This window comes from Telluria sp. PB2R4 (genome assembly GCF_059685695.1).
Map to the genome: position 1 here is coordinate 106,119 of NZ_JCASIC010000013.1, position 21,465 is coordinate 127,583.

A 21,465-nucleotide genomic window follows, 5' to 3' on the forward strand; every position below is an offset into this window, starting at 1 on the left:
CCGCGCCGTCGGTTCGCCAGGAAACACTGCGCCATCCTGTAGGGATACAATGCCGGTCGGAGACCCGGCCTTTTGTCTATGGAAAAAAGCGCCCAACACGTCTGAAGAGTCCATTTTTGTCGGAAAAAAGAAACCCGCTCCTGCTCGCGCTTGCAACCCTGGCCCTGTCGCTGGCGTCGACATATATTGCCTGGGATGTCGCAACCCAGGAATCCACGCGCCTGAACGAGACGGAATTTCGTTTCGAGGTGCGCCAGGCGGTCCGGCGCATCGAGCAGCGCATGGCGACGTATGAAGGCGCCCAGCGTAGCACGCAAGCCTTCCTGCTTGGCTCGGTGAAGGTCGATCGCGCTGATTTCAGCCTCTTCGTTGCATCCTTGCGCTTGCAGGAGAAATTCCCGGGAATCCAGGGGATCGCCCTGGTGGAGCGCATCCCGCCGCGCGGCATGGCCGAGCATGTGGCCAGGATGCGGCGGGAAGGCCTGGTCGACTATGCGGTGACGCCTGCAGGCGAACGCGCCATCTATTCGTCGATCACCCAGATCGAGCCTTTTACCGGCCTGAACCTGCGTGCGCTCGGCTTCGACATGTTGAGCGAGCCGAACCGCCGCGCCGCCATGGAGCGGGCCCGCGACACCGGGCAGGCGGCCGCATCCGCCAAGCTGAGACTGATCCAGGAGGACGGCCGCGACGTGCAATCGGGCCTGGTCATGTATCTGCCCGTGTACGGACGCGGCATGCCGACGGCAAGCGTGGCCCAGCGGCGCGACAGCCTGATCGGATGGATCGGGGCGCCATTCCGCATGAACGATCTCATGGCCGGCCTGGGCGGCGAGCGTTCGGGCGATATCCTGCTGTCGATCTACGACGGGCATGGGGTGTCGGAAGAGAGCCGGCTGTATTCGTCGCGCCAGGCCGGCCCGCCACGAAGTGGGCCAGCGCAATTCCGCGAACTGCGGCATGTTGCGATTGCCGGCCGGCCCTGGACCCTCGACATACAGTCGTCACCCGCATTCGAGCGACGCGTCGTCACCGACCGGCCTCGACTGGTGGCGATCATCGGCGGTGCGGTCAGCACCATCCTGGCCTTGCTGGTGTGGTTGCTGGCATCCGGACGGCGCCGTGCGCTCTCGGCGGCAAACGCAATGACACACCAGTTGAGCGAGAGCGAGTTTCGATGGAAGTATGCGCTCGAAGGCGCCGGCGACGGCGTCTGGGACTGGAACGTCGCCAGCGGCGAGGTGCTGTATTCGGAACAATGGAAAGCCATGCTCGGCTACACGGGCGCGGAGATCGGTCATACCATCTCCGAATGGCAGCGCCTGCTGCACCCGGACGATCGTCCCGCCGCCGACGCGCTGGTAGCCCGCTATCTCGACAGTACGGAAGGGACGCTTCAGGCGGAATTCCGGATGCGCTGCAAGGATGGGAGCTGGAAATGGATCCTCACCCGCGCCATGGCCGTCAGCCTGGATGCGCATGGCAAGCCGTTGCGCACCATCGGCACCCATACGGATATCACGCGTTCCAAGCAGAACGAGCAGGCGTTGCGCGAGGCAAATGCCCAGTTGGAGGAGGAACAGCGGCGCGACGCCGAGCGCTCCGCAGCACTGGAGGAGGCGAGAAATGCGCTTCACCATGCCCAGAAACTCGAGGCCGTGGGCAAGCTCACCGGCGGTGTCGCGCACGATTTCAATAATGTGCTGCAGATCGTTACCGGGAATGTCCAGCTGGTGCAGATGTTGGCTGGCGATAATGCCATGATGCACAAGCGGCTGGACAGCATCAGGAGCGCGGTCCAGCGCGGCGCCAAATTGTCCTCGCAGCTGCTCGCTTTTGCGCGCCGGCAACCCTTGCAGCCGGTCGCCCTCAATGTGCTGCGACTCCTGCACAACATGGAAGAGCTGCTGCAGCGTGCCATCGGAGAAACGGTGGAGCTGCGCATTCTTTCCGAACCGGATCTGTGGAACACGCAGATCGACCCCGGACAATTCGAAAACGTGATCCTGAACCTGGCGATCAACGCGCGTGACGCCATGCCCGCCGGGGGCGCGTTGACGATTAGCCTGAGCAACGTGACCCTGGGTGAAGACGAGGCCCGCAGGCTTCCCGAACTGGCGAGGGGCGACTACGTGTTCGTTTCCGTGGCCGACACCGGATCCGGCATGAGCGCGGAAGTCATGGCGCAAGCGTTCGAGCCCTTCTTCACCACCAAGCCGCTGGGGCAGGGGACGGGCCTGGGCTTGAGCATGGCGTATGGGATGGTCAAGCAAAGCGGCGGCCATATCGAGATTTCCAGCGCGCCGGAACGCGGGACGACCGTGATGATTTATCTTCCCCGCACGCAGGCGCCCGAGAATCTGCCTGCGCCCCCGGTTGTGACGTTCGAGTCGGGAGGCACCGAGACGATCCTCGTGGTCGAGGACGATGACGATGTGCGCATGTCCGTTGTTGCCAACTTGTCGGAACTGGGATACCGGGTACTGCATTGCCCGGATGGAGAAAGCGCGCTCCGGATACTGGAAAGCGGTGTCCACGTCGACCTGCTGTTTACCGATGTCGTCATGCCGGGCAGCGTCACCGGTCCCGACCTGGCTGCGCAGGCCAAGCGCATCCAGCCAAACCTGGCCATCCTGTTTACTTCCGGCTACACGCGCAACGCACTGACGACGGATGGCCGTCTTCGAGAAGGAGTTCAATTGCTCAGCAAACCTTATGACCGAAAGCAGTTGGCGCAACGGATCCGCGAAGTCCTGTCGGCGCGCAAGCCATGATCAAGCCCCCGCTGCCCGCCAACGAAAAGGAGCGCCTCGCACTGCTCCATGCAATGCTGCTGCTCGACACCCCGCCCGAGCGCCGCCTGGACAGGATCGTCGACTTCGCGTCGAGCGAATTTGCCGTCCCCATCTGCCTGATCAGCCTGGTCGATTCGGATCGCCAATGGTTCAAGGCGCGCGTCGGCCTGAGCGCCTGCGAGACGCCACGCGACATTTCCTTCTGTGGACATGCGCTCACCAGCGATGCCGTCCTGATGGTGCCGGATGCCTTGCTCGATCCGCGCTTCCACGACAATCCGCTGGTCTCGGGTCCACCGCACATTCGCTTCTATGCCGGGGCGCCGCTGGTGTGCGGGAACGGCCTGGTGATCGGCACCCTGTGCCTGATCGATACCCGTCCGCGCACGCTCGACCCGGTCGAGCAGGCCATCCTGGAGAGCTTGCGCGACCTCGCCCTCATCGAGCTCACTACGCCGCGGGCGGACGACGATGGCTAGTGCCGCTTCCTTCGACATCCTGCTGGTCGAGCCTGCGAACCTGCTGCGCCGGACCGTGGCCTTGACCGTGCGCAGCCTCGGCACGGCGCAGGTCACCGAAGCGGCCACCCACCAGTCCGCGCAGCAGTTGTGCGCGCTGCGCCGCTTCGACGCCGCCGTGATTGCCGTCGAGTGGCCGTTGCCGCTGGAGTCCTGCGCAGGGCTGACGCTGATCCAGCAGATCCGCCTGGGGCAGGGCGCCAGCGACCCCGCGATTCCCATCGCGGTGCTGGTCGACTCCTGCAGTGCCGATTTGCTGCAGGTGCTGCGCTCCTGCGGCATCAGCCGCATCCTGATCAAGCCCTTTCGCGTGCGCGACGTGATCGATACGATCGACCGCATGCGCGGGCTGGCCCAGGGCGCGCCCGCGCGCTGAGCACGTGCCGCTCCTCAGCTGCCGGGCAATGCGCAGCGCAAGGCATCGGCCTGGTGCGCGACATGGTCGCGCCCCACGACCGCAAACACCCTTTTGCCGTCGCGGACTGCTGCCGTGAGGCGTTGCACCATCGTGATGTTGCGAAAACTGCTGGATCGCGCATTGACTTCGTTGGTGAAGACGCCGCCCGTCTCTTTCGAGCTCGCCTTCGGATCGAACCAGCGCGAAGGCGCCTGCCACCACTGCGCCGGTTCCTTCCAGTAGCGGCCATAGGCCTGCGCCACCTCGGCCGCGCTCCGGAACGGAATCGCACTCAGGCCCATGCCGGCGGCGCGTCGCAACAGGGCGTCGATGGCGCTTGTTATCTCGGCTTCGCCCATGTTGCGCCGTTCGCGCAGGCGCGCTGCTTCGCGCAGCGTGAAGAACAGGCCGACCTGGTCCGGAGTGAACCCCTGCAGCAGGTAGGCGGTTTCGTCCTTCGGATCCGGTTCCAGGCGGCCCAGCTGCACGCCGTCGCGCGCCGCCAGCCAGCGCACGAATCCCGATTCGCCGGTCTGCCGGATCGCTTCCAGCCTGTCCGCCGGCACCGGCCGGTTGGGCCCTTCGTAAAACGCGATGTGCGGACGCTGCGCGTTCCACTGTTGCTCGATGTCCGCAAACTGGGGATCGTCGGGGTCGGAGGAATGACGCGCGCCGACATAGCGCAACTGGCCGGCACCGGCCGCCAGCGCCAGCTGGTATTCAGCTTGTGCGATGGGCGTCGAATAGGGGACGAGGCGAGCGATGCAGGGATCGGCAGCCGCATGCGCGGCGGCGAAACAGGCGAGCAGGATGAGTGTTTTCATACCGGCAGGGTAGCGCAGCCGGTTTCCGCTTGACGTGGCTTGCCGACGAAAGCGGTGAATCGGGAGCCGGATTGCGGCCGGCGCCGACGAATTCCCGACGAAACTAGGGCTTGTCGGCCACCACTTCCAGCGTCCGGTGACTGCGTTGAAAATAATTCCTTAATGCAACATAGCCGATGGGACGGGTGCCGGCCCGCGGGTAAGGGCGCGCGCGTGCATGCGCCGCAGCTATTGGTGCTGCGGCAGCATAGCCGACAAGCACGGTGGCGGCTCAGCGGCCGCGTAGCGGATCGAGCAGCGAGCGCAGGTTATTATGGTCGAGCTCGTACATCAGGGCCAGCAACTGGCCCAGTTCGCCACGCGGAAAGCCTTCGCGGGCGAGCCAGCCGAGATAATGGCCGGGCAGGTCGGCGAGCTTGCGGCCCTGGTATTTCCCGTACGGCATGTCGCGTACGAGCAGAAGGGAAAGATGATGGGTGTCCATTAGTGCGTCCTATGGAACGCACTTTAGCAAACAATCTCAAAGTTGTAGCATGGTGCGATGGTGCTGTTGATGAGGTGGAGGTGCAATATGAATAGCGAATTCGACCTGGAGCGTTTCGTCCGGGCGCAGGAACCGGTGTACGACACCGTGCTCGCCGAGCTGCGCGCCGGCCACAAGCGCAGCCACTGGATGTGGTTCGTCTTTCCCCAGATTGCCGGGCTCGGCCACAGCGAGATGGCGCAGCGCTATGCGATCGCCGACGCCGACGAAGCGGCCGCCTACCTGGCCCACCCGGTGCTCGGCAAGCGCCTGCGCGAGTGCGCCGCCATCGTGGCCGGGCTCGACAGCGACTCGGCGGGAGACATCTTCGGCCATCCGGACGAGCTCAAGTTCCGCTCGTCGATGAGCCTGTTCGCCGACGTCGCTCCCGACGAAGCGGTGTTCCAGGCCTGTATCGACAAGTTCTTCGATGGCGAGCCGGACCCGGCCACGCTGGCGCGCATCTAAATCAAGCCTGTCGGAAGGTTCTGTCCGACGTGCAAGCCGAGCTTACATCACCTGGCTGGCCTGGGCGGCGCCGGCCAGAATCGCCTCCAGCCGGGCCATGTCGACCGGCTTGACCAGGTGGTGGTCGAAGCCGGCCGCCATGATCTGCTGGCGGTCGCTGTCCTGGCCGTAACCGGTGACCGCCACCAGCACCGCGCCCGCGGTGGCTGGCTCGGCGCGCAGGCGGCGCGCCAATTCCTTGCCATCCATCTCGGGCAGGCCGATGTCGAGCAGGCAGACCTGTGGCGCCGCCTGGCGTGCCCGTTCGAGGGCGGCGTATGCGCCGTGCTCGACCAGCGCCTGGTGGCCGGACGCCTCGAGTACCATCGACAGGGTGACGGCGGCATCGACGTTGTCGTCCACCACCAGTACGCGCAGCGCTGCGGCGGCACCGGGGGCGAGGTCCGTGGCCAGGCCGGGGCCGTCCGCAGCCTGTGCGGCATCGGCGGCAAGGCAGGGCAGGCAGACCGAAAAGCGGCTGCCCTGGCCGAGGCCCGCGCTGGCGCAGGTAACCGAACCGCCGTGCAGCTCGACCAGGCTCTTGACCAGCGCCAGTCCCAGCCCGAGGCCGCCCATCGAACGGTCGACGCTGCGTTCGGCCTGGGCGAACAGCTCGAACACCCTTCCGGTCAGTTCCGGCGCCATGCCGATGCCATTGTCGCTGACCTCGATCCACGCATGCCCGTTTTCGGCGTGGGCCTGCACGGCCAGGCGCCCGCCTTCCGGCGTGTATTTGGCGGCGTTATGGAGGAGGTTGGCCACCACCTGCACCAGCCGCTTCTGGTCGCCCATGACCATGACCGGCCCCGGCGGCAGCGTGAATGACAGCGCATGGCGGCGCGCCTCCACCTGCGGCATGAGCTGTTCCACCGCATCCTGCAGCACCGTGCGCACATCGAGCGGCGCGCATTCCAGCTCCGCCAGGCCGCGGGTGACGCGCGACACGTCGAGCAGGTCGTCGATCAGCGCGGTCATGTGGCCGACCTGGCGCGCGATGATCTCGCTGGTACGGCGCACCAGCGCTTCATCGGGCTTCATGCGCTGCAGCAGCGCGGCCGCAGCGCTGATCGGCGCGATCGGATTGCGCAGCTCGTGCGCCAGCATGGCCAGGAATTCGTCCTTGCGGCGATCCGATTCGCGCAGTTTTTCTTCGGCCGCCTTGCGTTCGGAGATGTCGCTGGCGGCGCCGATCCATTCGTGGACGTGGCCGGCGGCATCGAGGATCGGCACGGCGCGCGACAGGGTCCACCCTTCGCTGCCGTCGACGCGCCGCACCCGGTGTTCCAGCTCGAAGACGGTGGCGCCGGCGATCGCCCGATGGATGGCGGCATGCACCCGTTCCTGTTCGTCGAGCGGGACGTAGTCGTTGATCCAGAACGACTGCGGCTGCTCGGTGTCCTTCACGAAGCCGCGGCCATCGAGCTCGCGCAGTTCGCTCCAGTCGGCGTTCATGCGGTAGACGACCTGGCCGGCCGTGGTCAATGCCCGGAACCGGTTCTCGCTTTCGCGCAGGGCCCGCTCGGACCGGATTTGCTCGGTGACGTCCTTGGTGGTGTGGGCGATGCACAGCATGGCGCCGTCCGGTCCGATGACCGGCGCACTGTGGGCGCTCCAGAACCGTTCCTCGAAGGCGATGGCGCCATCGGGACCGGCAACCGGAATCGGGTAGCGCTGCACCGGCAGGGTGTCCGCCTGGCCGGTCGTGCGCACCCGGTCCAGCGAAGCCCGCAGCTCCCGCTCGTTGGTGCGGGCCGGATCGTCCGGATCCGGCGGGAAGGCCACGAACAAGCTCACGCCCACCAGGTCTTCGCGCCGGCGCGACGATGCTTTCAGGAAGGCGTCGTTCACCGCAAGGATGACCGCCTCGGGTGTCGGGGACAGCAGGTACTTGCCGATCGGCGAACTGTTGAAAGCCGACTCGAACACGGATGGGGGAAGCATGGGGCGGTATCCGGTGGGGGCTTGAAGGAGCGGCAATTATAAAAGCGAAATTCTCTCAATGACACATTTACAAGCGTCTGGCGTGCGTGCGCCTCCAGGAAGCAGCGGGATGCGTATAATCGCGATCAGTTCGTCCTTTTATTATCTGAAAGCAATAACACATGGCTTCTTCCGACAACATCAGCATGGCGGTGTTCTGCGACTTCGAGAACGTTGCGCTCGGCGTGCGTGACGCCAACTACGAAAAATTCGACATCAAGCCCGTGCTGGAACGCCTGCTGCTCAAGGGCAGCATCGTGGTCAAGAAAGCATATTGCGACTGGGACCGCTACAAGACCTTCAAGGCGCCGATGCACGAAGCGAACTTCGAGCTGATCGAAATCCCGCACGTGCGCCAGTCCGGCAAGAATTCGGCCGACATCCGCCTGGTGGTCGACGCGCTCGACCTGTGCTACACCAAGTCGCATGTCGACACCTTCGTCATCATCTCGGGCGATTCGGACTTCTCGCCACTGGTGTCGAAGCTGCGCGAGAACGCCAAGCGCGTGATCGGCGTGGGCGTCAAGCAGTCCACCTCGGACCTGCTGGTGGCGAACTGCGACGAATTCATCTTCTACGACGACCTGGTGCGCGAGAAGAACCGTGCCGCCGCCAAGCGCAAGGAAGAACTCGACGCCCGCCGCGGCCAGCCGCAAGCGCGCCGCCCGAGCGACGACAAGCGCAAGGAAGAACTTGAAGCGCGCAAGGCGCAGGCGCTCGAGATGGTGGTCGAGACCTTCGACGCACTGGTGTCCGAACGCGGCGATACGGGCAAGATCTGGGCGTCGCTGCTGAAGGACACCCTGAAGCGCCGCCGTCCGGACTTCTCCGAGACCTTCTACGGTTTCCGCACCTTCGGCAACCTGCTCGAAGAAGGCCAGGCGCGCGGCCTGTTCGATTTCGGCCGCGACGAAAAATCCGGCACCTATGTGTACCGCAACGCCGGCGCATCGCTCGCGATGCCGGCGCCCGAAATGGTCGTGGTGCCGGAAGCCGGCGCCAGTGAGGACGAGGAAGGCGCGGACGATACCGCCGCAGTGGAAGCGCGGCCGGAGCCGCGCCGCCGTGGGCGCGGCGGGCGCAACAAGGGCGCCGGACGGGGCGAGGTGGCGTCAGCGGCCTCGTCGTTCGACGCGCCGCCTGACGTGACCATGGATGCGGCGCTTGACGCGGCCGATGCCGAGCCGCTCACGCTTGACGCGGACCTCGCCGCTCCAGTCGAAGACAAGCCGGACACGCGCCGCCGCGGCCGTGGCGGCCGCAACAAAGGTGGCTACCGTGGCGAGGCGACCGTGGTGGCGCCGGAGGCGGACGCAGCTGGCGTAGCCGACCTTGAGGCGGCTGCGCCGGCAGCGCCGCAGCCCGAAGAAGCTGCGCCGCAAGCGGACGAGGCGCCGGCGGACGCCGAAGGGGTGGCTGACGTCGCGGCGCCTGTCAAGGAACGCCGCCGCGCGCCGCGCAAGCCGGCGGCAAGGAAGACCGCGGCAGCGGACAGCACCGCAGTCGCAGAGAGCGTGGCCGCGCCGATCGAGCCGGCGCCAGCCGAGCCGGAAGCCCATGCGCCCGTATCGACCGGCAGCGATGCCGACGATGACTACGACGACGATACCAGCGACGATGTCGATGGCAACGTCGCCGAAGTCAATGTGGCGCGCAAGAAGCCGGCGGGCTCCGCCCGCAAGCCGGCGGCCCGCAGCACTGCGCCGCGCGGTCGCCGCCCCGCCAAGCCGAAGGCGCCGTCCAAAGGCTGATCGTCGGCCGGCACCCGGCAGTGGCAGCTGCGACGCGTGCGACATGCGCGCGCCGCCGCTATCATAATGACATCGCCCGCCTGCGCGGGCCTGCCGGGGCGGCCGCCGCGGCTGGCGCGACGTGCGAAGGAGCTGCCATGCGTGTGCTTGCCGGACTGTTGATGCTGTCAGCCCTGAACATCGCAGAGGCCGCGCCCCCGGCCGACCACCCCATCCTCGGCATCTGGAAACTGAGCCTGCCCGACCTCGGCTGCTCGGAAACCTACCGCTTCCGCGGCGACGGCACGACTCTCGTCACCAGCGCCGAAGAAGTATCCGAAAGCGAGTTCCGCATCCCTGCCAAGCCCAGCGCCAGGGGTTTCTACCGGCTGGAAGACCGCATCGTCAAGGACAACGGCAAGAAGGACTGCGCAGGCGCCATCATGAAGCCCGGCACCACGGCCACCAACTTCATCCGCTTCCACCCCTCCGGCGCGTTGTTCCTGATGTGCGCGGACGAGACCATGAATACCTGTATCGGGCCGTTCGAGCGAGTGCAGGGCGAAGAGGCTTGATTCCAGCAGATCGGGGCAAGCCTCCAGTCCGGCAGGGCGACATGTAACGCTTTGCAGGCATCAAGTTTATTTCAGCTCAAATTCCACTAGTAAATAGTGGCAATACTGTTCGTTGCGACGAAAGAATATCGTCTTACAAACAGTCACAGCTGGAATACTGAATGAACCCCAAGGAGCTAACCGATACGTTCGCCAGTTTGTCCGAAGCGAACCGACCCATCCGTTTACGGCTGAAGCAAAAGCGCCAGGTGCTCGATGACGTTTTGCTGGTCAAACGCGTCACGGGAAACGAAGCGATCTGCGGCGGACTCGAATATCGGCTCCTGTGTGTATCCACATGGGCCAACCATCCCTTGAAGGAGTTTATCGGGCTGCCAGCCGAGCTCCAGTTCGTGACAGACCGGGGGGAGTTGTGTACGGTATGCGGCATAGTGACGCAGGCCGCAGCAGGCCAGGGAGACGGCGGCCTGGCGACCTATCAGCTGGTAGTACGCGATGCAATGGCGCTGATGGAGTACCGCACCAATACGCGCATCTTCCGCAATCGAAATGAACTGGATATCACCAAGGCCATTATTGACGAGTGGCGGCAGAACAATCCAGTGCTCGCGGAAGCATTCGAGGTGGATTTGTCGTCTGTAAAAGGCGCTTATCCGGCGCGCGAATTCACGATGCAGCATAACGAATCGGATGCCGACTTTCTGCGCCGTCTATGGAAGCGGCGCGGCATTGCCTGGTACATCCGGCCCGGATCGGCCAGCCAGACGCGAAGCCAGGATACGCCGGGCCATGGCCTGGTCTTGTTCGATGACGGATTCCTGTTGCAGCGGAACGCGGCGGGTACCGTTCGCTATCACGAGGACGGCAGCACGGAACAGAGCGACACCATCATTACCTGGAGTCCGGTGCGGACCCTGAAGCCGGGCAGCCTGACTCGCATGAGCCTCGATTACATGCAGGCCCGTCCGATGTCCAGTACGACGCTTTCGTGTGCGGATCAGGGGGAGGCGGGCAACCGGCTCACAGCCAGCCTCGATGATTTCCTGATCGACGCACCGCATGCGGGTGCGGATGGCGATGATTACCGCAAACTCGGCGAACTGCGCATGAAACGCCATGAGTACGAGTCCAAGTGCTTCTATGGGGAAGGAAGCGTACGCACGCTGGGTGCGGGGCAGTGGATAGCGTTGACTGGTCATGGTGAGATCGATACTCATCCCGAGAACGAGCGGGAATTTGTCGTCACGCGCCTCGAGATCGACGCCGAAAACAACTTGCCCAAGACCGTTGACGATCAGGTACAGCGCCTGTTTGCCCTGAGTCGATGGGATGATGCGCCGTCGATAAACGCGCTACAGGAAGCGAGCGCGGAGCGCGGCATGCGGTACACCAACCGCTTCTCGTGTGTCAGGCGCGGCATTCCGATCGTTCCCGCTTTCGACCCACGCGTCGACCTGCCGAATCCGAAACTGCAAAGTGCGATTGTTGTCGGTCCGGCCGGCGAGGACGTGCATTGCGACGAATATGGTCGCGTGAAGGTGCGCTTTCCCGGCACCCGGACAGAGGACCACAGCCACGCGGACGGTGCTGGCGCCAGCGATAGCGACCGGGACTCAGCCTGGGTACGTGTTGCAAGCACCTGGGCCAGCAACCAGTGGGGAACGATAACGCTGCCCCGTGTCGGTGACGAAGTCATCGTCGACTTCCTGGGCGGGGACCCGGACAAGCCTGTTATCGTGGCGCAGGTCTACGGCGGCATGGCGCAGCCCCCTGCATTCAGTCATACCGGCGCGCTGCCTGGAAACAGATACCTGGCCGGCATCAAGAGCAAGGAGGTGCGCGGCACCCGCTACAACCAGTTACGGCTGGACGATACGCTGGGGCAAATCAATGCGCAACTCTCTTCCCAGCATGGGTATAGCGAACTGAACCTCGGATGGCTCACCCATCCCCGTAGCGAAGGTGAGGGCGAGGCGCGTGGCGAAGGGGCGGAACTGCGCAGTGACCATGCCCTCGCCCTACGTGGCGCGCAAGGCGTGCTCATCAGTGCTGCTGCGCGCCAGAGGGCAGGCGGCCGGCAGTTGGACCGTGCCGAGCTGATCGGACTGGCCGAGGCGCTGCAGGGCGTGCAGTAACAACTGGCGGAGCTGTCGGCGACGCACCACGCCGACGGCACGGAAGACAAACAGCTGGGACAGCTGATCGCTTGCCTGAAACAGTGGGAAGCCGGCAGCAATACCGAGTCCGGTAACACGGGAGGCGGACAGCCCATCGTCGCCGTGTCCGCGCCCGCAGGGGTCGCCATGACGAGCCAGGACAATATCGCGATCGGCGCGCAAACCCACGTCGACCTTGTCAGCCTCGGGAATACGCAGCTCTCGGTCGGCCGGAAGCTTCTGGCGCGTGTCTCGGAGAATATCAGCCTGTTCGCACATCGGCTCGGCATCAAGCTGATCGCGGCTAGTGGCAAGCTCGAGATGCAAACTCACGGCGACGACATCGAGCTCACATCCGCCAAGCGCATCGTCTTGACCGCGACCGACGAAATCGTACTGCAGGCTCCCAAGCTGCGCTTCGTCGCCCAGGGCGCCCAAGTGGATATCGGCGGCGGCGCCATCACACAGCAAAGCAGCGGCGAGCACACCATCAAATCGTCGAAATTCGCCCACCTCAAGCCGGGGGACAGCAGCCTCGCAGCTATGGAAATGCCGACGAGCGAAATGGCGCATGACCAGCAAACCGTCCTGCGCTGGATCGGGACCGACGAGCCGATGAAGAACCAGCGTTATCGCATTACGACGGAAGACGGCCGTATGTTCGAGGGACGCACCGACGCGACCGGCCTGACCGAGCGCTTTACCAGCGCAATCCCGTTCGGCAGCTACAGCATCGAAGCGCTCGACGACTGATTGAATCTGACGGAAGAAAACGATGACGACCGCAGAACACCCCTTACCCGCGCAACAGAACATCGGTGCCGCTCGCAAGGCCGAAGGCTTTGCGACGCCGAAGCAGGACAAGAAGCCGCAGTGCGCACGAATGCTGCCGAAGCGCGTTTTACCGGTCATTTTCCTACCGGGGATCATGGGGTCGAATCTGAGGATGAGCGCGGCGCGACAACGGCAAATGGGTAGGAGTAACAACATCGCCTGGCGGCCAGACGTCCTTGGTCCGACGAACATCACCGGTGCTGCCACCGAGAGCCCGAGAGATCGGCAGTTGAAACTGGATCCACTACAAACCACAGTGGACATTTACGATCCGTCAGGGCCGTCGGATGTCAGCGGCGATGGACGGCACGGCAATGTCGAACTGAACGACAGCTTCCGCTCACCGTTGCTGACGGACGACCCACCCACGGCGAAAAACCGGCGTACGGCGGTACAGAAGGCGCGCGCGCGCGGCTGGGGCGAAGTCTTTTTCAAGAGTTACGGGGAGTTGCTGCAGCATCTTGAACTGCGTCTTAACGACACTTTTTCCGAGGGAAAGCTTCGACAGCAATGGCGCGATGTAGTCGGCGTCGATCCACGCGTTTGGTTGGCCGATCCAGGCTTGCCGCAGCAAGCATTGACTCAGGAAGAGCTCAAGACGGTTGCCACTGGCTGCTGGTTCGCCGTCTATGCCTTTGGCTATAACTGGCTGCAGCCTAATGGCGACAGCGCCAAAGTCGTTGCAGCACGCATCAACAAGGTGATCGATGAACTTAACCAGTCCGGTTATGAATGCAATCAAGTCATCATCGTGACCCATTCCATGGGAGGCCTCGTCGGGCGGGCATTGATTCATCCCAAGTTCGGCAACCTGCAGGACAAGGTGGCCGGCATAGTTCACGGCGTAATGCCGGCCATCGGTGCACCGGCTGCCTACAAGCGCATGCGGGCAGGGTTCGAGGACCCGGGCATGATGGGTAATCCTCAGGAGAGCCTTGGCGCCAAGGTGGCTGGAAATTTCGGCGATGAGGTCACTGCAGTTCTGGCGAACGCCCCTGGGGGTCTGGAACTATTGCCGAGCGAGTCCTACGGTAACGGCTGGTTGCGTGTGACTCACAACGGACGCGATCTTGAAACGTGGCCGAAACGAGGGGACCCGTACAGTGAAATATACAAGGTGCGGGGTAAATGGTACGCCTTGTTTCGAGAAGAGTGGATCAATCCCTCAAAAGCGGGGCCAACTGAAGAAGGCGGTACGTTCGAGCGCACATGCACTTATCTCGATAAAGCCAAGCACTTCCACCGCATGATTGCGAACACCTATCATCCCAACAGTTATGCTCATTACGGCGCTGACCACCAGCGGCGGAGCTTTGGTGAAGTTGTATGGGCAATTGACAAAAACTGTGCTGATCCCACTGGCTGGCACGACTGGCCGATCCTTAACGATAACCGACAAGGCAAGCTGGAACTCGTTCGGTGGGACAGCTTCAGCGACAACAAGGCACTCTTGCCATTTAACGATAAGGTGCCGGATCCTATCCACGCCGTCATCGTCTCGCCTGCCGCGCCCGGCGATCAAACGGTGCCCGCGAAGGCCGCGGATCACCAATTAAAAAGTGGTGCGTTTAAAGCCGTGTTCCGTCAGACCGGTTATGAACACCAGTCCAGTTACAAGAATCCCCTGGCGATTGCATCGACTTTGTACAGCATCGTGCGCATCGCCCAAAAAGCAACCTGGAAATGCCAGGAAGGATGATGGACATGATCACACTCAAACACCTTTTTCCCATAATAACCGCAATCTTCATGCTGGTCGCTTGCGAACACAGCCCTAAGGAATGGAAGACGCCGAACATGACGACCCTTACACCACGACTTGAAACTATGTTCCAGAAGACTAAAACCATTTGTTTCGGTCGTTTTCTGGTGGATGTGCCAGCATCGGCAACGGTAGCCTGGGGGAGGGCCAGTGTTCCACTTAGTATTGGTATTTATCCGGACGGTATAGATGAAGTGGAAGAATTGGCGCAAAAGTATATCGATGAGCTGAAAAGTGAAAAAGCAATTTATCTCAATGATATTCCCTTGCTGCTGTCAATCGATCATGTCAGCCAGCCTGAAGGAAAACTAGTTACTGGCTATAATGGTTTTCAGGCCCTTGATGATATTAGGATCAAAGGATTTTTTAGGTTGAACAATGATGGTATTGTCTTTAATACATTCTCTTTTTTGCACGAGCGAAACGATACTGTTGCGCTCATCATGAGTATTGTCCGCCGACTTCGACAGCGCGCTGAAAACGAAATTCCAACGGAACCCGGAAATTGCGTCGAGTACGCCTTTTTGCCAGACGAGCCAGGGATAAGGAAGGAACCGCTTGGAGAATTGGTACATATTGGTTTTCGGTTGAAGGAATTCCCCGATACGCATCTTTCGATCGCCATCGGCCCATCCAACCCACATAAGCCCGAAAGCGACTCGCTGGAGTGGCAACTTCAACGACTCGAGAAAAACCTGAAAGCCGAGGATCCCAACCACCCACGCCTGAAGACAAAATACTTCCGTAGGGGTAAGCGCAATATCCATGACTGGGTCGACGGTTTCGAAGGACTCTCGCGTTCCCCGGATCAAGCAGACATTCACTCTATCCACGACTTCGGCATGGACTTCAGTGGCGTAGCGGAAGATCCATTGAAACCCCATGCCGACATCCGGATGCAGACCGGCGTCGCCAACAATGCCGCCGGTGCAAGCAAACCACTCCTGACCGACGAGGAAGCCATTGCGGTCTGGGACAAGATCACCAGCACTATCCGGGTGCGTCCGACAGGCGCCGCAGCAGTAAAGAGCGCTGGAACCACTCCTGAACCGCGTCTTCCGCTGGGAGAGCTTGCCGCGACCGGTCGAACCTGCCTCCAGACCGGCTTGTGGGAAGCCAGCGAACCTTCTGCGAGGGAAGGCGACCGGCGTCGCTACGTCAAAGCCGGTGAACTCATGCCGAGAGTGACAGCACCGGGCGAGCCGACTTTATGGCAAAAGCTCAAAGGGGAGACGCCGACCTACTATCTGGCGACAGTCTGGAAGCTGGTCGACTATGAGGATGTGCCGGTGCTTGCCAAGCTTGCGCCACCGATGCCAGCAGTCGCGCAAACGCGCCAAGATCATGGGGACGCAAAAAGCGCCGCAGGCGGCGTAAGTGGAGAAACCCGACCAGACGAACAGGGTTGAACAATGCCCAACGTGATCCGTCTTGGGGACCCAACCTCTCATGGCGGCAAGGTCGTCAGCGTGAGCGCCACACATTTTACGGTGGATGGGATCGCGGTCGCTCGCGTTGGCGATGCCTGCACGTGTCCCATCAAGGGCCACGACAACTGCAAGATTGCGGAAGGAGATCCACGCCACCTCATCGACGATATTGCGGTTGCGTACGAAGGACATAAGACGACCTGTGGTGCTTCGCTGATCGCGACGATCGCGACCTTCACCGGCGAATAGCCCGGTTTCCAGAAAATTTAGCTTGCGGCGCATAACCGGCAGGCATGGACGGTCCAGTTAGCTGCATTCCCGGTGACAACGCTTCGGTGTATATTGCTGGGCGAAACGACAACCGCACTGGAATTCCATGTCCCCGGCACTACTCTTCGCTATCCTCATCGGCTACTTCGCGCTCCTGCTCGCTGTCGCCTGGGCCACTTCACGCAACGCCAACAACGACAGCTTCTTCATCGGTAACAAGAGCAGCAACTGGATGCTGGTCGCCTTCGGCATGGTCGGCACCACGCTGTCCGGCGTGACCTTCGTGAGCGTGCCGGGCGCGGTCGGCGTCGACGGCTTCGGCTATGCCCAGATCGTGATCGGCTACGTGATCGGCTACATCGCCGTGGCCTACCTGCTGCTGCCGCTGTACTACCGCCTGCAGCTGACCTCGATCTACCACTACCTCGACGTCCGCCTCGGCCGGCGCGCTTACCAGAGCGGGGCGGGCTTCTTCATCATCTCGCGCCTGCTCGGCGCCACCGCGCGCCTGTACCTGGTGGTGAACATCCTGCAGGCGATCATCCTCGACAGCCTGGGCGTGCCGTTCTGGCTCAGTACCCTCGTCGTGCTGGGCATGATCCTGCTCTATACCTACAAGGGCGGCGTGAAGACCATCGTCTGGACCGACACCCTGCAGACCAGCGCCATGCTGTTCGGCCTGTTCGCCTGCGTCTGGATCCTGCTGGGCGAACTCAACATGTCGGTGCCGGAAAGCCTGAACCAGATGCAGTCGCAAGGCCTGGCCAGGATCTTCACGCACGATCCGGACAGCCCCAACTTCTGGCTCAAGCAGATCGTCGCCGGCGCCCTGATCACGATCACGATGACCGGCATGGACCAGGAAATGATGCAGAAGACGATCTCGGTCAAGACCTTGGAAGACTCGCAGAAGAACATGCTGACCCTGACCGCGGTGCTGGTCGTGGTGTTGCTCTCCTTTTTGTTCCTGGGCGGCCTGCTGTACCTGTACGCGCCGATCGCGGGCGTCACGGCAAGCGGCGACAAGATCTTCCCGGCCGTGGTGATGGGCCACCTGCCGGCGGCGCTGCAGATCGTGTTCCTGATCGCGCTGATCTCGGCCCTGTTCCCCAGCGCCGACGGCGCGATCACGGCGCTGACCTCGTCGACCTGCATCGACTTGCTGGGCATCAAGCGCCGTACCGACCTGACGGAAGCGCGCAAGGAAAGCCTGCGCCGCCGCGTGCACCTGGGGTTCGCCGCGCTGTTCCTGGTCCTGGTGCTGGGCTTCAAGGCGGCCGACAACCCGAGCATGATCGGCGTGATCCTGAAGCTGGCGGCCTATACCTATGGACCGCTGCTGGGCCTGTTTGCCTTCGGCATGCTGACGCGGCGGTCGCTGACGGACCATCTGGTGCCGTACGTTACGATTGGCGCACCGATTCTTTGCGCTGTCCTTGAGTACAATCAGGAACACCTGCTCGGTTCCTACCGCCTTGGGCTGGAATTGCTTATGGTAAATGGCATACTCGTGTTTGCCGGCCTGTTCGCGATCTCGCACAAGGAAAAGGCCGGGACGGCCGCGGTGACGGCGTAAGCGGGCTCACCGCCCACCATACTGACTGAAGACGGAGTTTCGATGGCTTTCAAACCCCTGAGTGCGCTGCGCCGCGCTTTCGGCATGCTGTGGCATGCGGTGGACGTATCGCGCCGCACCTTCATGAACCTGCTGTTCCTGCTGTTCGTGATCATCGTCGTGATGATCATGACCTCGGGCGGCGTCAAGCCGATCGGCGCGAAGACCGCGCTGGTGCTGGAACTGAAGGGCGACCTGGTCGAGCAGTACCAGTCGAGCCTCGAGGACACCGTGCTCGATTCGATCGGCGGCGACAGCAAGCGCAGCGTGCGCCTGCGCGACCTGCTGCGCGTCCTCGATGCGGCTGGCAAGGACAAGAACATCGGCACCGTGGTGCTGCTGCTGGACCAGATGAACGGCGGGGGACTGGCCCAGCTGCGCGAGGTGGGCGCGGCCATCGACCGCGTACGGGCGTCCGGCAAGAAGGTGGTGGCCTGGGGTGGCATGTACGACCAGAAGCGCTACCTGGTGGCCTCGCATGCCGACGAAGTCTACGTCCACCCGATGGGCATGGTGCTGATCGAAGGCTTCGGCGCGCGCCGCAACTACTACCGCGACGCGCTCGACAAGCTGGGCGTCACGGTCAACCTGATCAAGGTCGGCACCTACAAGAGCTTCGCCGAGCCCTATATCGCCAACGGCCCGTCCGAGGCGGCGCAAGAGGCCGACAGCTTCCTGTATAACGCGCTGTGGCAGGACTACACCGCCCAGGTCGAGAAGAACCGCAAGCTGCCCGCGGGCGCCGTGGCCAACTGGATCGAGACGCTGCCGCAGCAGATGGCGGCGGCGGGCGGCAGCGCGGCCCGGGTGGCGCAAGGGGCCAAGCTGGTGGATGGCCTCAAGACCCGCGACGAGATCCGCGACATGCTGGTCAAGCGCGGCACCTGGGACGAGGGCATCAAGTCCTTCCGCCAGGTCGGCTACCAGGATTACCTGGGCCGCCACGAGCCACGGCACTTCGGCGACGCGGTCGGCGTGATCACCGCTTCCGGCAACATCACCGAAGGCACGAGCGGCCCGGGCGTGGTCGGCGGCCTCACCACCGCCAACCTGATCCGCCAGGCACGCGAAGACGAGCACATCAAGGCCCTGGTGCTGCGCGTCGATTCGCCCGGCGGCAGCGCCTACGGCTCGGAGCTGATCCGGCGCGAGCTGGAACTGACCCGCGCCGCCGGCAAGCCCGTGGTGGTGTCGATGGGCAGCGTGGCCGCATCCGGCGGCTACTGGATCTCGATGGCGGCCGACGAAGTCATCGCCGATCCGGCCACCATCACCGGCTCGATCGGCGTGTTCACCATCCTGCCGACCGCCGAGAAGATCGGCGACAAGCTGGGCATCCACACCGCCGGCGTCACCACGACGTGGCTGGCCGACGCCTACAACCCGTTGCGTCCGATCGACCCGCGTTTCACCTCCCTGGTCCAGAGCAGCATCAACCACGTGTACGGCGAGTTCACCACCAAGGCGGCGGCGGCGCGCAAGACCACCGCCGCGAAGATCGACGAAGTGGGGCAGGGCCGGGTCTGGACCGGCGCCCAGGCCAAGGAACGCGGCCTGGTCGACCGCCTGGGCGGCTACCGCGACGCGCTGGCATCGGCCGCCAAGCGCGCCAAGCTGGGCGAGGACTACCGCGTGGCCTATGTCGAACGCCCGGTCAGCCGCGTCGAGCGTTTCCTGAACATGATGGGCGCCTCGACCGCGCAGGCCGTGAACATCCAGGTCAAGCTGGGCCTGATGGAAGACGTGCTCCCGAGCGGCCCGATGGCCCAGGTGGCCCAGGACATGGCTTGGCTGAAGGACGTCGCCGATGGCCGCAAACCCTTCGCGGCGGTCACGCACTGCCTGTGCGGCACGCCGTGACGATATAAAATTGTAGCCAGTTTGTAACTGCCCGCCGGGGCAAAATGACGGGTGCGGAAGCGATTCCGCACCCGTTTTCCGTTGACTTTCGGGGTACTGCGCCGAAGACGCGGCGATCCGTGTAAATCGGTGTAAAGACCGTCCCGGACATGTAACAGCATCGTGCGCGCAATGTACGTTACGAAACATAATTACCCAGGGGCCCGTGCTAACCTTTTCGGCATTGCGTTATCTGAATAACACTCTCGCCAAAAGAACAAGGTTGAACATGGATTCGAACCACACCGCCAAATCCGCTCTCACCAGCCCACCCCCAGTGTCGCCCGAGGCGCGGCGCCGCAAGCGCCTGATCGGTACCGCCATCGCGGTGCTCGCCATGGTCGGACTGGCCGCGCTGGCCTGGTACCTGACCCACCGGCCGGCCGGCGGCGCAGGGGCCGGCGGCCCGCCGGGAGCGGCGGGGGCGCGCCCCCAGGGAGGTGGCGGGCCCGGTGGTGGTGGGGGCGGAGGCCGGCGCGGCGCGCCGGCGACCACGGTCGGCGTGGCGACCGCCGAGCAGGTCGACATCCCGATCCATATCGACGCCCTCGGCACCGTGGTGCCGGCGGCGACGGCCACCGTGCGGCCGCAGGTCGCGGGCGTGGTGCAGAAGATCCTGTTCACCGAGGGACAGGCGGTCAAGGCCGGCCAGGTCCTCGCCACGATCGACCCGCGCCCCTTCGAGATGGCGCTGCTGCAGGCGCGCGGCCAGCGCCAGCGCGACGAAGCCCAGCTCGAGAACGCGCGCCTGACCCTGGGACGCTACCGCACCCTGCTCGAACAGGAATCGATCGCGCGCCAGGAAGTCGACACCCAGGCAGCGCTGGTCAAGCAGCTGGAAGGCACCGTCATGACCGACCGCGCCTCGGAAGGGGTGGCCCAGCTCAATGTCAGCTATACCCAGGTGAAGGCGCCGATCTCGGGCCGTGTCGGCCTGCGCACCGTCGATATCGGTAACCTGGTCAGTACGGGCGACACCAACGGCGTTGCTGTGATCACCCAGCTGTCGCCGATCGACGTCGAATTCACGGTGCCGCAAGACCAGGTGCCGGCGCTGCAGGGACGCATCGTGCAAGGCGCGAAGCTGCCCGCCACGGCGCTCGACCGCACCCGCACCGACAAGCTGGCCACCGGCAGCTTCATCGCGCTCGACAACCAGGTCGACGTGCAGACCGGTACCGTGCGCGCCAAGGCACGCTTCAGCAATACGGACAACAAGCTGTTCCCCAGCCAGTTCGTCAACCTGCGCCTGGTACTGGACACCATCGAGAACGCCGTGGTGGTGCCGGTGACGGCGCTGCGCCACAGCGCCAACGGCGACTTCGTCTACGTGCTCGATGCGCAGGAGAAGACCGTGTCGCAGCGGAAGGTGACGCGCGGGCAGGCGACGGTGGACAAAGTGCAGATCACGTCGGGCCTGAAGGTGGGCGAGCAGGTGATCACCGAAGGTGCGGACCGCTTGCGCGATGGGGCGAAGGTGACCTTGCCGGGTGATCGGCCGCAGGGTGCGCGCGCGGGTGGGCAGCAAGGTCAGGGCGAAGGCCGCCGTCAAAGGCAGGGAGCGCAGCAATGACAAACGTTCGCTGGACGCGTAGGCGGCAGAGCCGCCCACCCTACGTGAATCGCGATATCGTAGGGTGGGCGGCTCTG

The 21,465-nt window shown here is 63.6% G+C and carries 17 protein-coding genes; 14 read left to right on the forward strand and 3 right to left on the reverse strand.

The features are described 5' to 3' along the window. Window positions 1–116 precede the first annotated feature (116 nt). The 3 genes from AC56LU_RS19770 to AC56LU_RS19780 are packed head-to-tail and all read left to right on the forward strand — an operon-like array spanning window position 117 to window position 3,689. Window positions 117–2,774: a CHASE domain-containing protein gene (locus tag AC56LU_RS19770; protein WP_497177321.1), complete on the forward strand. Its 2,658-nt coding sequence runs from the start codon at window positions 117–119 to the stop codon at window positions 2,772–2,774. Next, entirely contained in the window at window positions 2,771–3,274 is a 504-nt protein-coding gene (locus tag AC56LU_RS19775) for a GAF domain-containing protein (RefSeq protein ID WP_497177322.1), read from the forward strand. The genes AC56LU_RS19770 and AC56LU_RS19775 overlap by 4 nt, the downstream gene beginning before the upstream one ends. Then, window positions 3,267–3,689 (forward strand): ANTAR domain-containing protein, encoded by a 423-nt coding sequence (locus tag AC56LU_RS19780; protein ID WP_497177323.1) that lies wholly within the window; start codon window positions 3,267–3,269, stop codon window positions 3,687–3,689. Before AC56LU_RS19775 ends, AC56LU_RS19780 begins: the two co-directional genes overlap by 8 nt. A 14-nt stretch (window positions 3,690–3,703) precedes the next feature. On the opposite strand, the gene AC56LU_RS19785 is transcribed toward AC56LU_RS19780, so the two are convergent. Next, on the reverse strand, window positions 3,704–4,534 hold the full coding sequence (locus tag AC56LU_RS19785) for a hypothetical protein (protein WP_497177324.1): 831 nt from the start codon (window positions 4,532–4,534) through the stop codon (window positions 3,704–3,706). 271 nt (window positions 4,535–4,805) lie between these two features. Further along, on the reverse strand, window positions 4,806–5,018 hold the full coding sequence (locus AC56LU_RS19790; RefSeq protein WP_497177325.1) for a DUF3820 family protein: 213 nt from the start codon (window positions 5,016–5,018) through the stop codon (window positions 4,806–4,808). A gap of 87 nt (window positions 5,019–5,105) precedes the next feature. Here AC56LU_RS19790 and AC56LU_RS19795 point away from each other — a divergent pair, with 87 nt between their 5' ends. Then, a complete protein-coding gene (locus tag AC56LU_RS19795; protein WP_497177326.1) occupies window positions 5,106–5,525 on the forward strand; it encodes a DUF1810 domain-containing protein in 420 nt (139 codons plus the stop codon). Between the two features lie 42 nt (window positions 5,526–5,567). Here the strand turns inward: AC56LU_RS19795 and AC56LU_RS19800 are convergent, their stop codons facing one another. Beyond that, window positions 5,568–7,505: a PAS domain-containing hybrid sensor histidine kinase/response regulator gene (locus tag AC56LU_RS19800; RefSeq protein ID WP_497177327.1), complete on the reverse strand. Its 1,938-nt coding sequence runs from the start codon at window positions 7,503–7,505 to the stop codon at window positions 5,568–5,570. Between the two features lie 161 nt (window positions 7,506–7,666). Between AC56LU_RS19800 and AC56LU_RS19805 the strand changes: the two genes are divergently transcribed. The 10 genes from AC56LU_RS19805 to AC56LU_RS19850 all read left to right on the forward strand — a co-directional run bounded on the left by AC56LU_RS19805 (window position 7,667) and on the right by AC56LU_RS19850 (window position 21,388). Next, window positions 7,667–9,295: an NYN domain-containing protein gene (locus AC56LU_RS19805; RefSeq protein ID WP_497177328.1), complete on the forward strand. Its 1,629-nt coding sequence runs from the start codon at window positions 7,667–7,669 to the stop codon at window positions 9,293–9,295. A gap of 137 nt (window positions 9,296–9,432) precedes the next feature. Further along, complete coding sequence (locus AC56LU_RS19810; protein WP_497177329.1) at window positions 9,433–9,849, forward strand: hypothetical protein; 417 nt, start codon at window positions 9,433–9,435, stop codon at window positions 9,847–9,849. A gap of 161 nt (window positions 9,850–10,010) precedes the next feature. Next, a complete protein-coding gene (locus tag AC56LU_RS19815; RefSeq protein ID WP_497177330.1) occupies window positions 10,011–11,984 on the forward strand; it encodes a type VI secretion system Vgr family protein in 1,974 nt (657 codons plus the stop codon). 75 nt (window positions 11,985–12,059) lie between these two features. Next, window positions 12,060–12,758, forward strand: coding sequence for a DUF2345 domain-containing protein (locus tag AC56LU_RS19820; RefSeq protein ID WP_497177386.1), 699 nt, complete (start codon window positions 12,060–12,062; stop codon window positions 12,756–12,758). 22 nt (window positions 12,759–12,780) lie between these two features. Beyond that, window positions 12,781–14,538: a lipase family alpha/beta hydrolase gene (locus tag AC56LU_RS19825; protein WP_497177331.1), complete on the forward strand. Its 1,758-nt coding sequence runs from the start codon at window positions 12,781–12,783 to the stop codon at window positions 14,536–14,538. A gap of 5 nt (window positions 14,539–14,543) precedes the next feature. Next, window positions 14,544–16,010, forward strand: coding sequence for a T6SS immunity protein Tli4 family protein (locus tag AC56LU_RS19830; RefSeq protein ID WP_497177332.1), 1,467 nt, complete (start codon window positions 14,544–14,546; stop codon window positions 16,008–16,010). 3 nt (window positions 16,011–16,013) lie between these two features. Further along, window positions 16,014–16,280 (forward strand): PAAR domain-containing protein, encoded by a 267-nt coding sequence (locus tag AC56LU_RS19835; protein WP_497177333.1) that lies wholly within the window; start codon window positions 16,014–16,016, stop codon window positions 16,278–16,280. A 127-nt stretch (window positions 16,281–16,407) separates the two neighbouring features. Continuing rightward, a complete protein-coding gene (locus AC56LU_RS19840; protein WP_497177334.1) occupies window positions 16,408–17,877 on the forward strand; it encodes a sodium:solute symporter in 1,470 nt (489 codons plus the stop codon). A 42-nt stretch (window positions 17,878–17,919) separates the two neighbouring features. Next, complete coding sequence (sppA, locus tag AC56LU_RS19845) at window positions 17,920–19,776, forward strand: signal peptide peptidase SppA (RefSeq protein WP_497177335.1); 1,857 nt, start codon at window positions 17,920–17,922, stop codon at window positions 19,774–19,776. Window positions 19,777–20,044: 268 nt separating this feature from the next. Then, window positions 20,045–21,388 (forward strand): efflux RND transporter periplasmic adaptor subunit, encoded by a 1,344-nt coding sequence (locus AC56LU_RS19850; protein WP_497177336.1) that lies wholly within the window; start codon window positions 20,045–20,047, stop codon window positions 21,386–21,388. The last annotated feature ends 77 nt before the right edge of the window (window positions 21,389–21,465 follow it).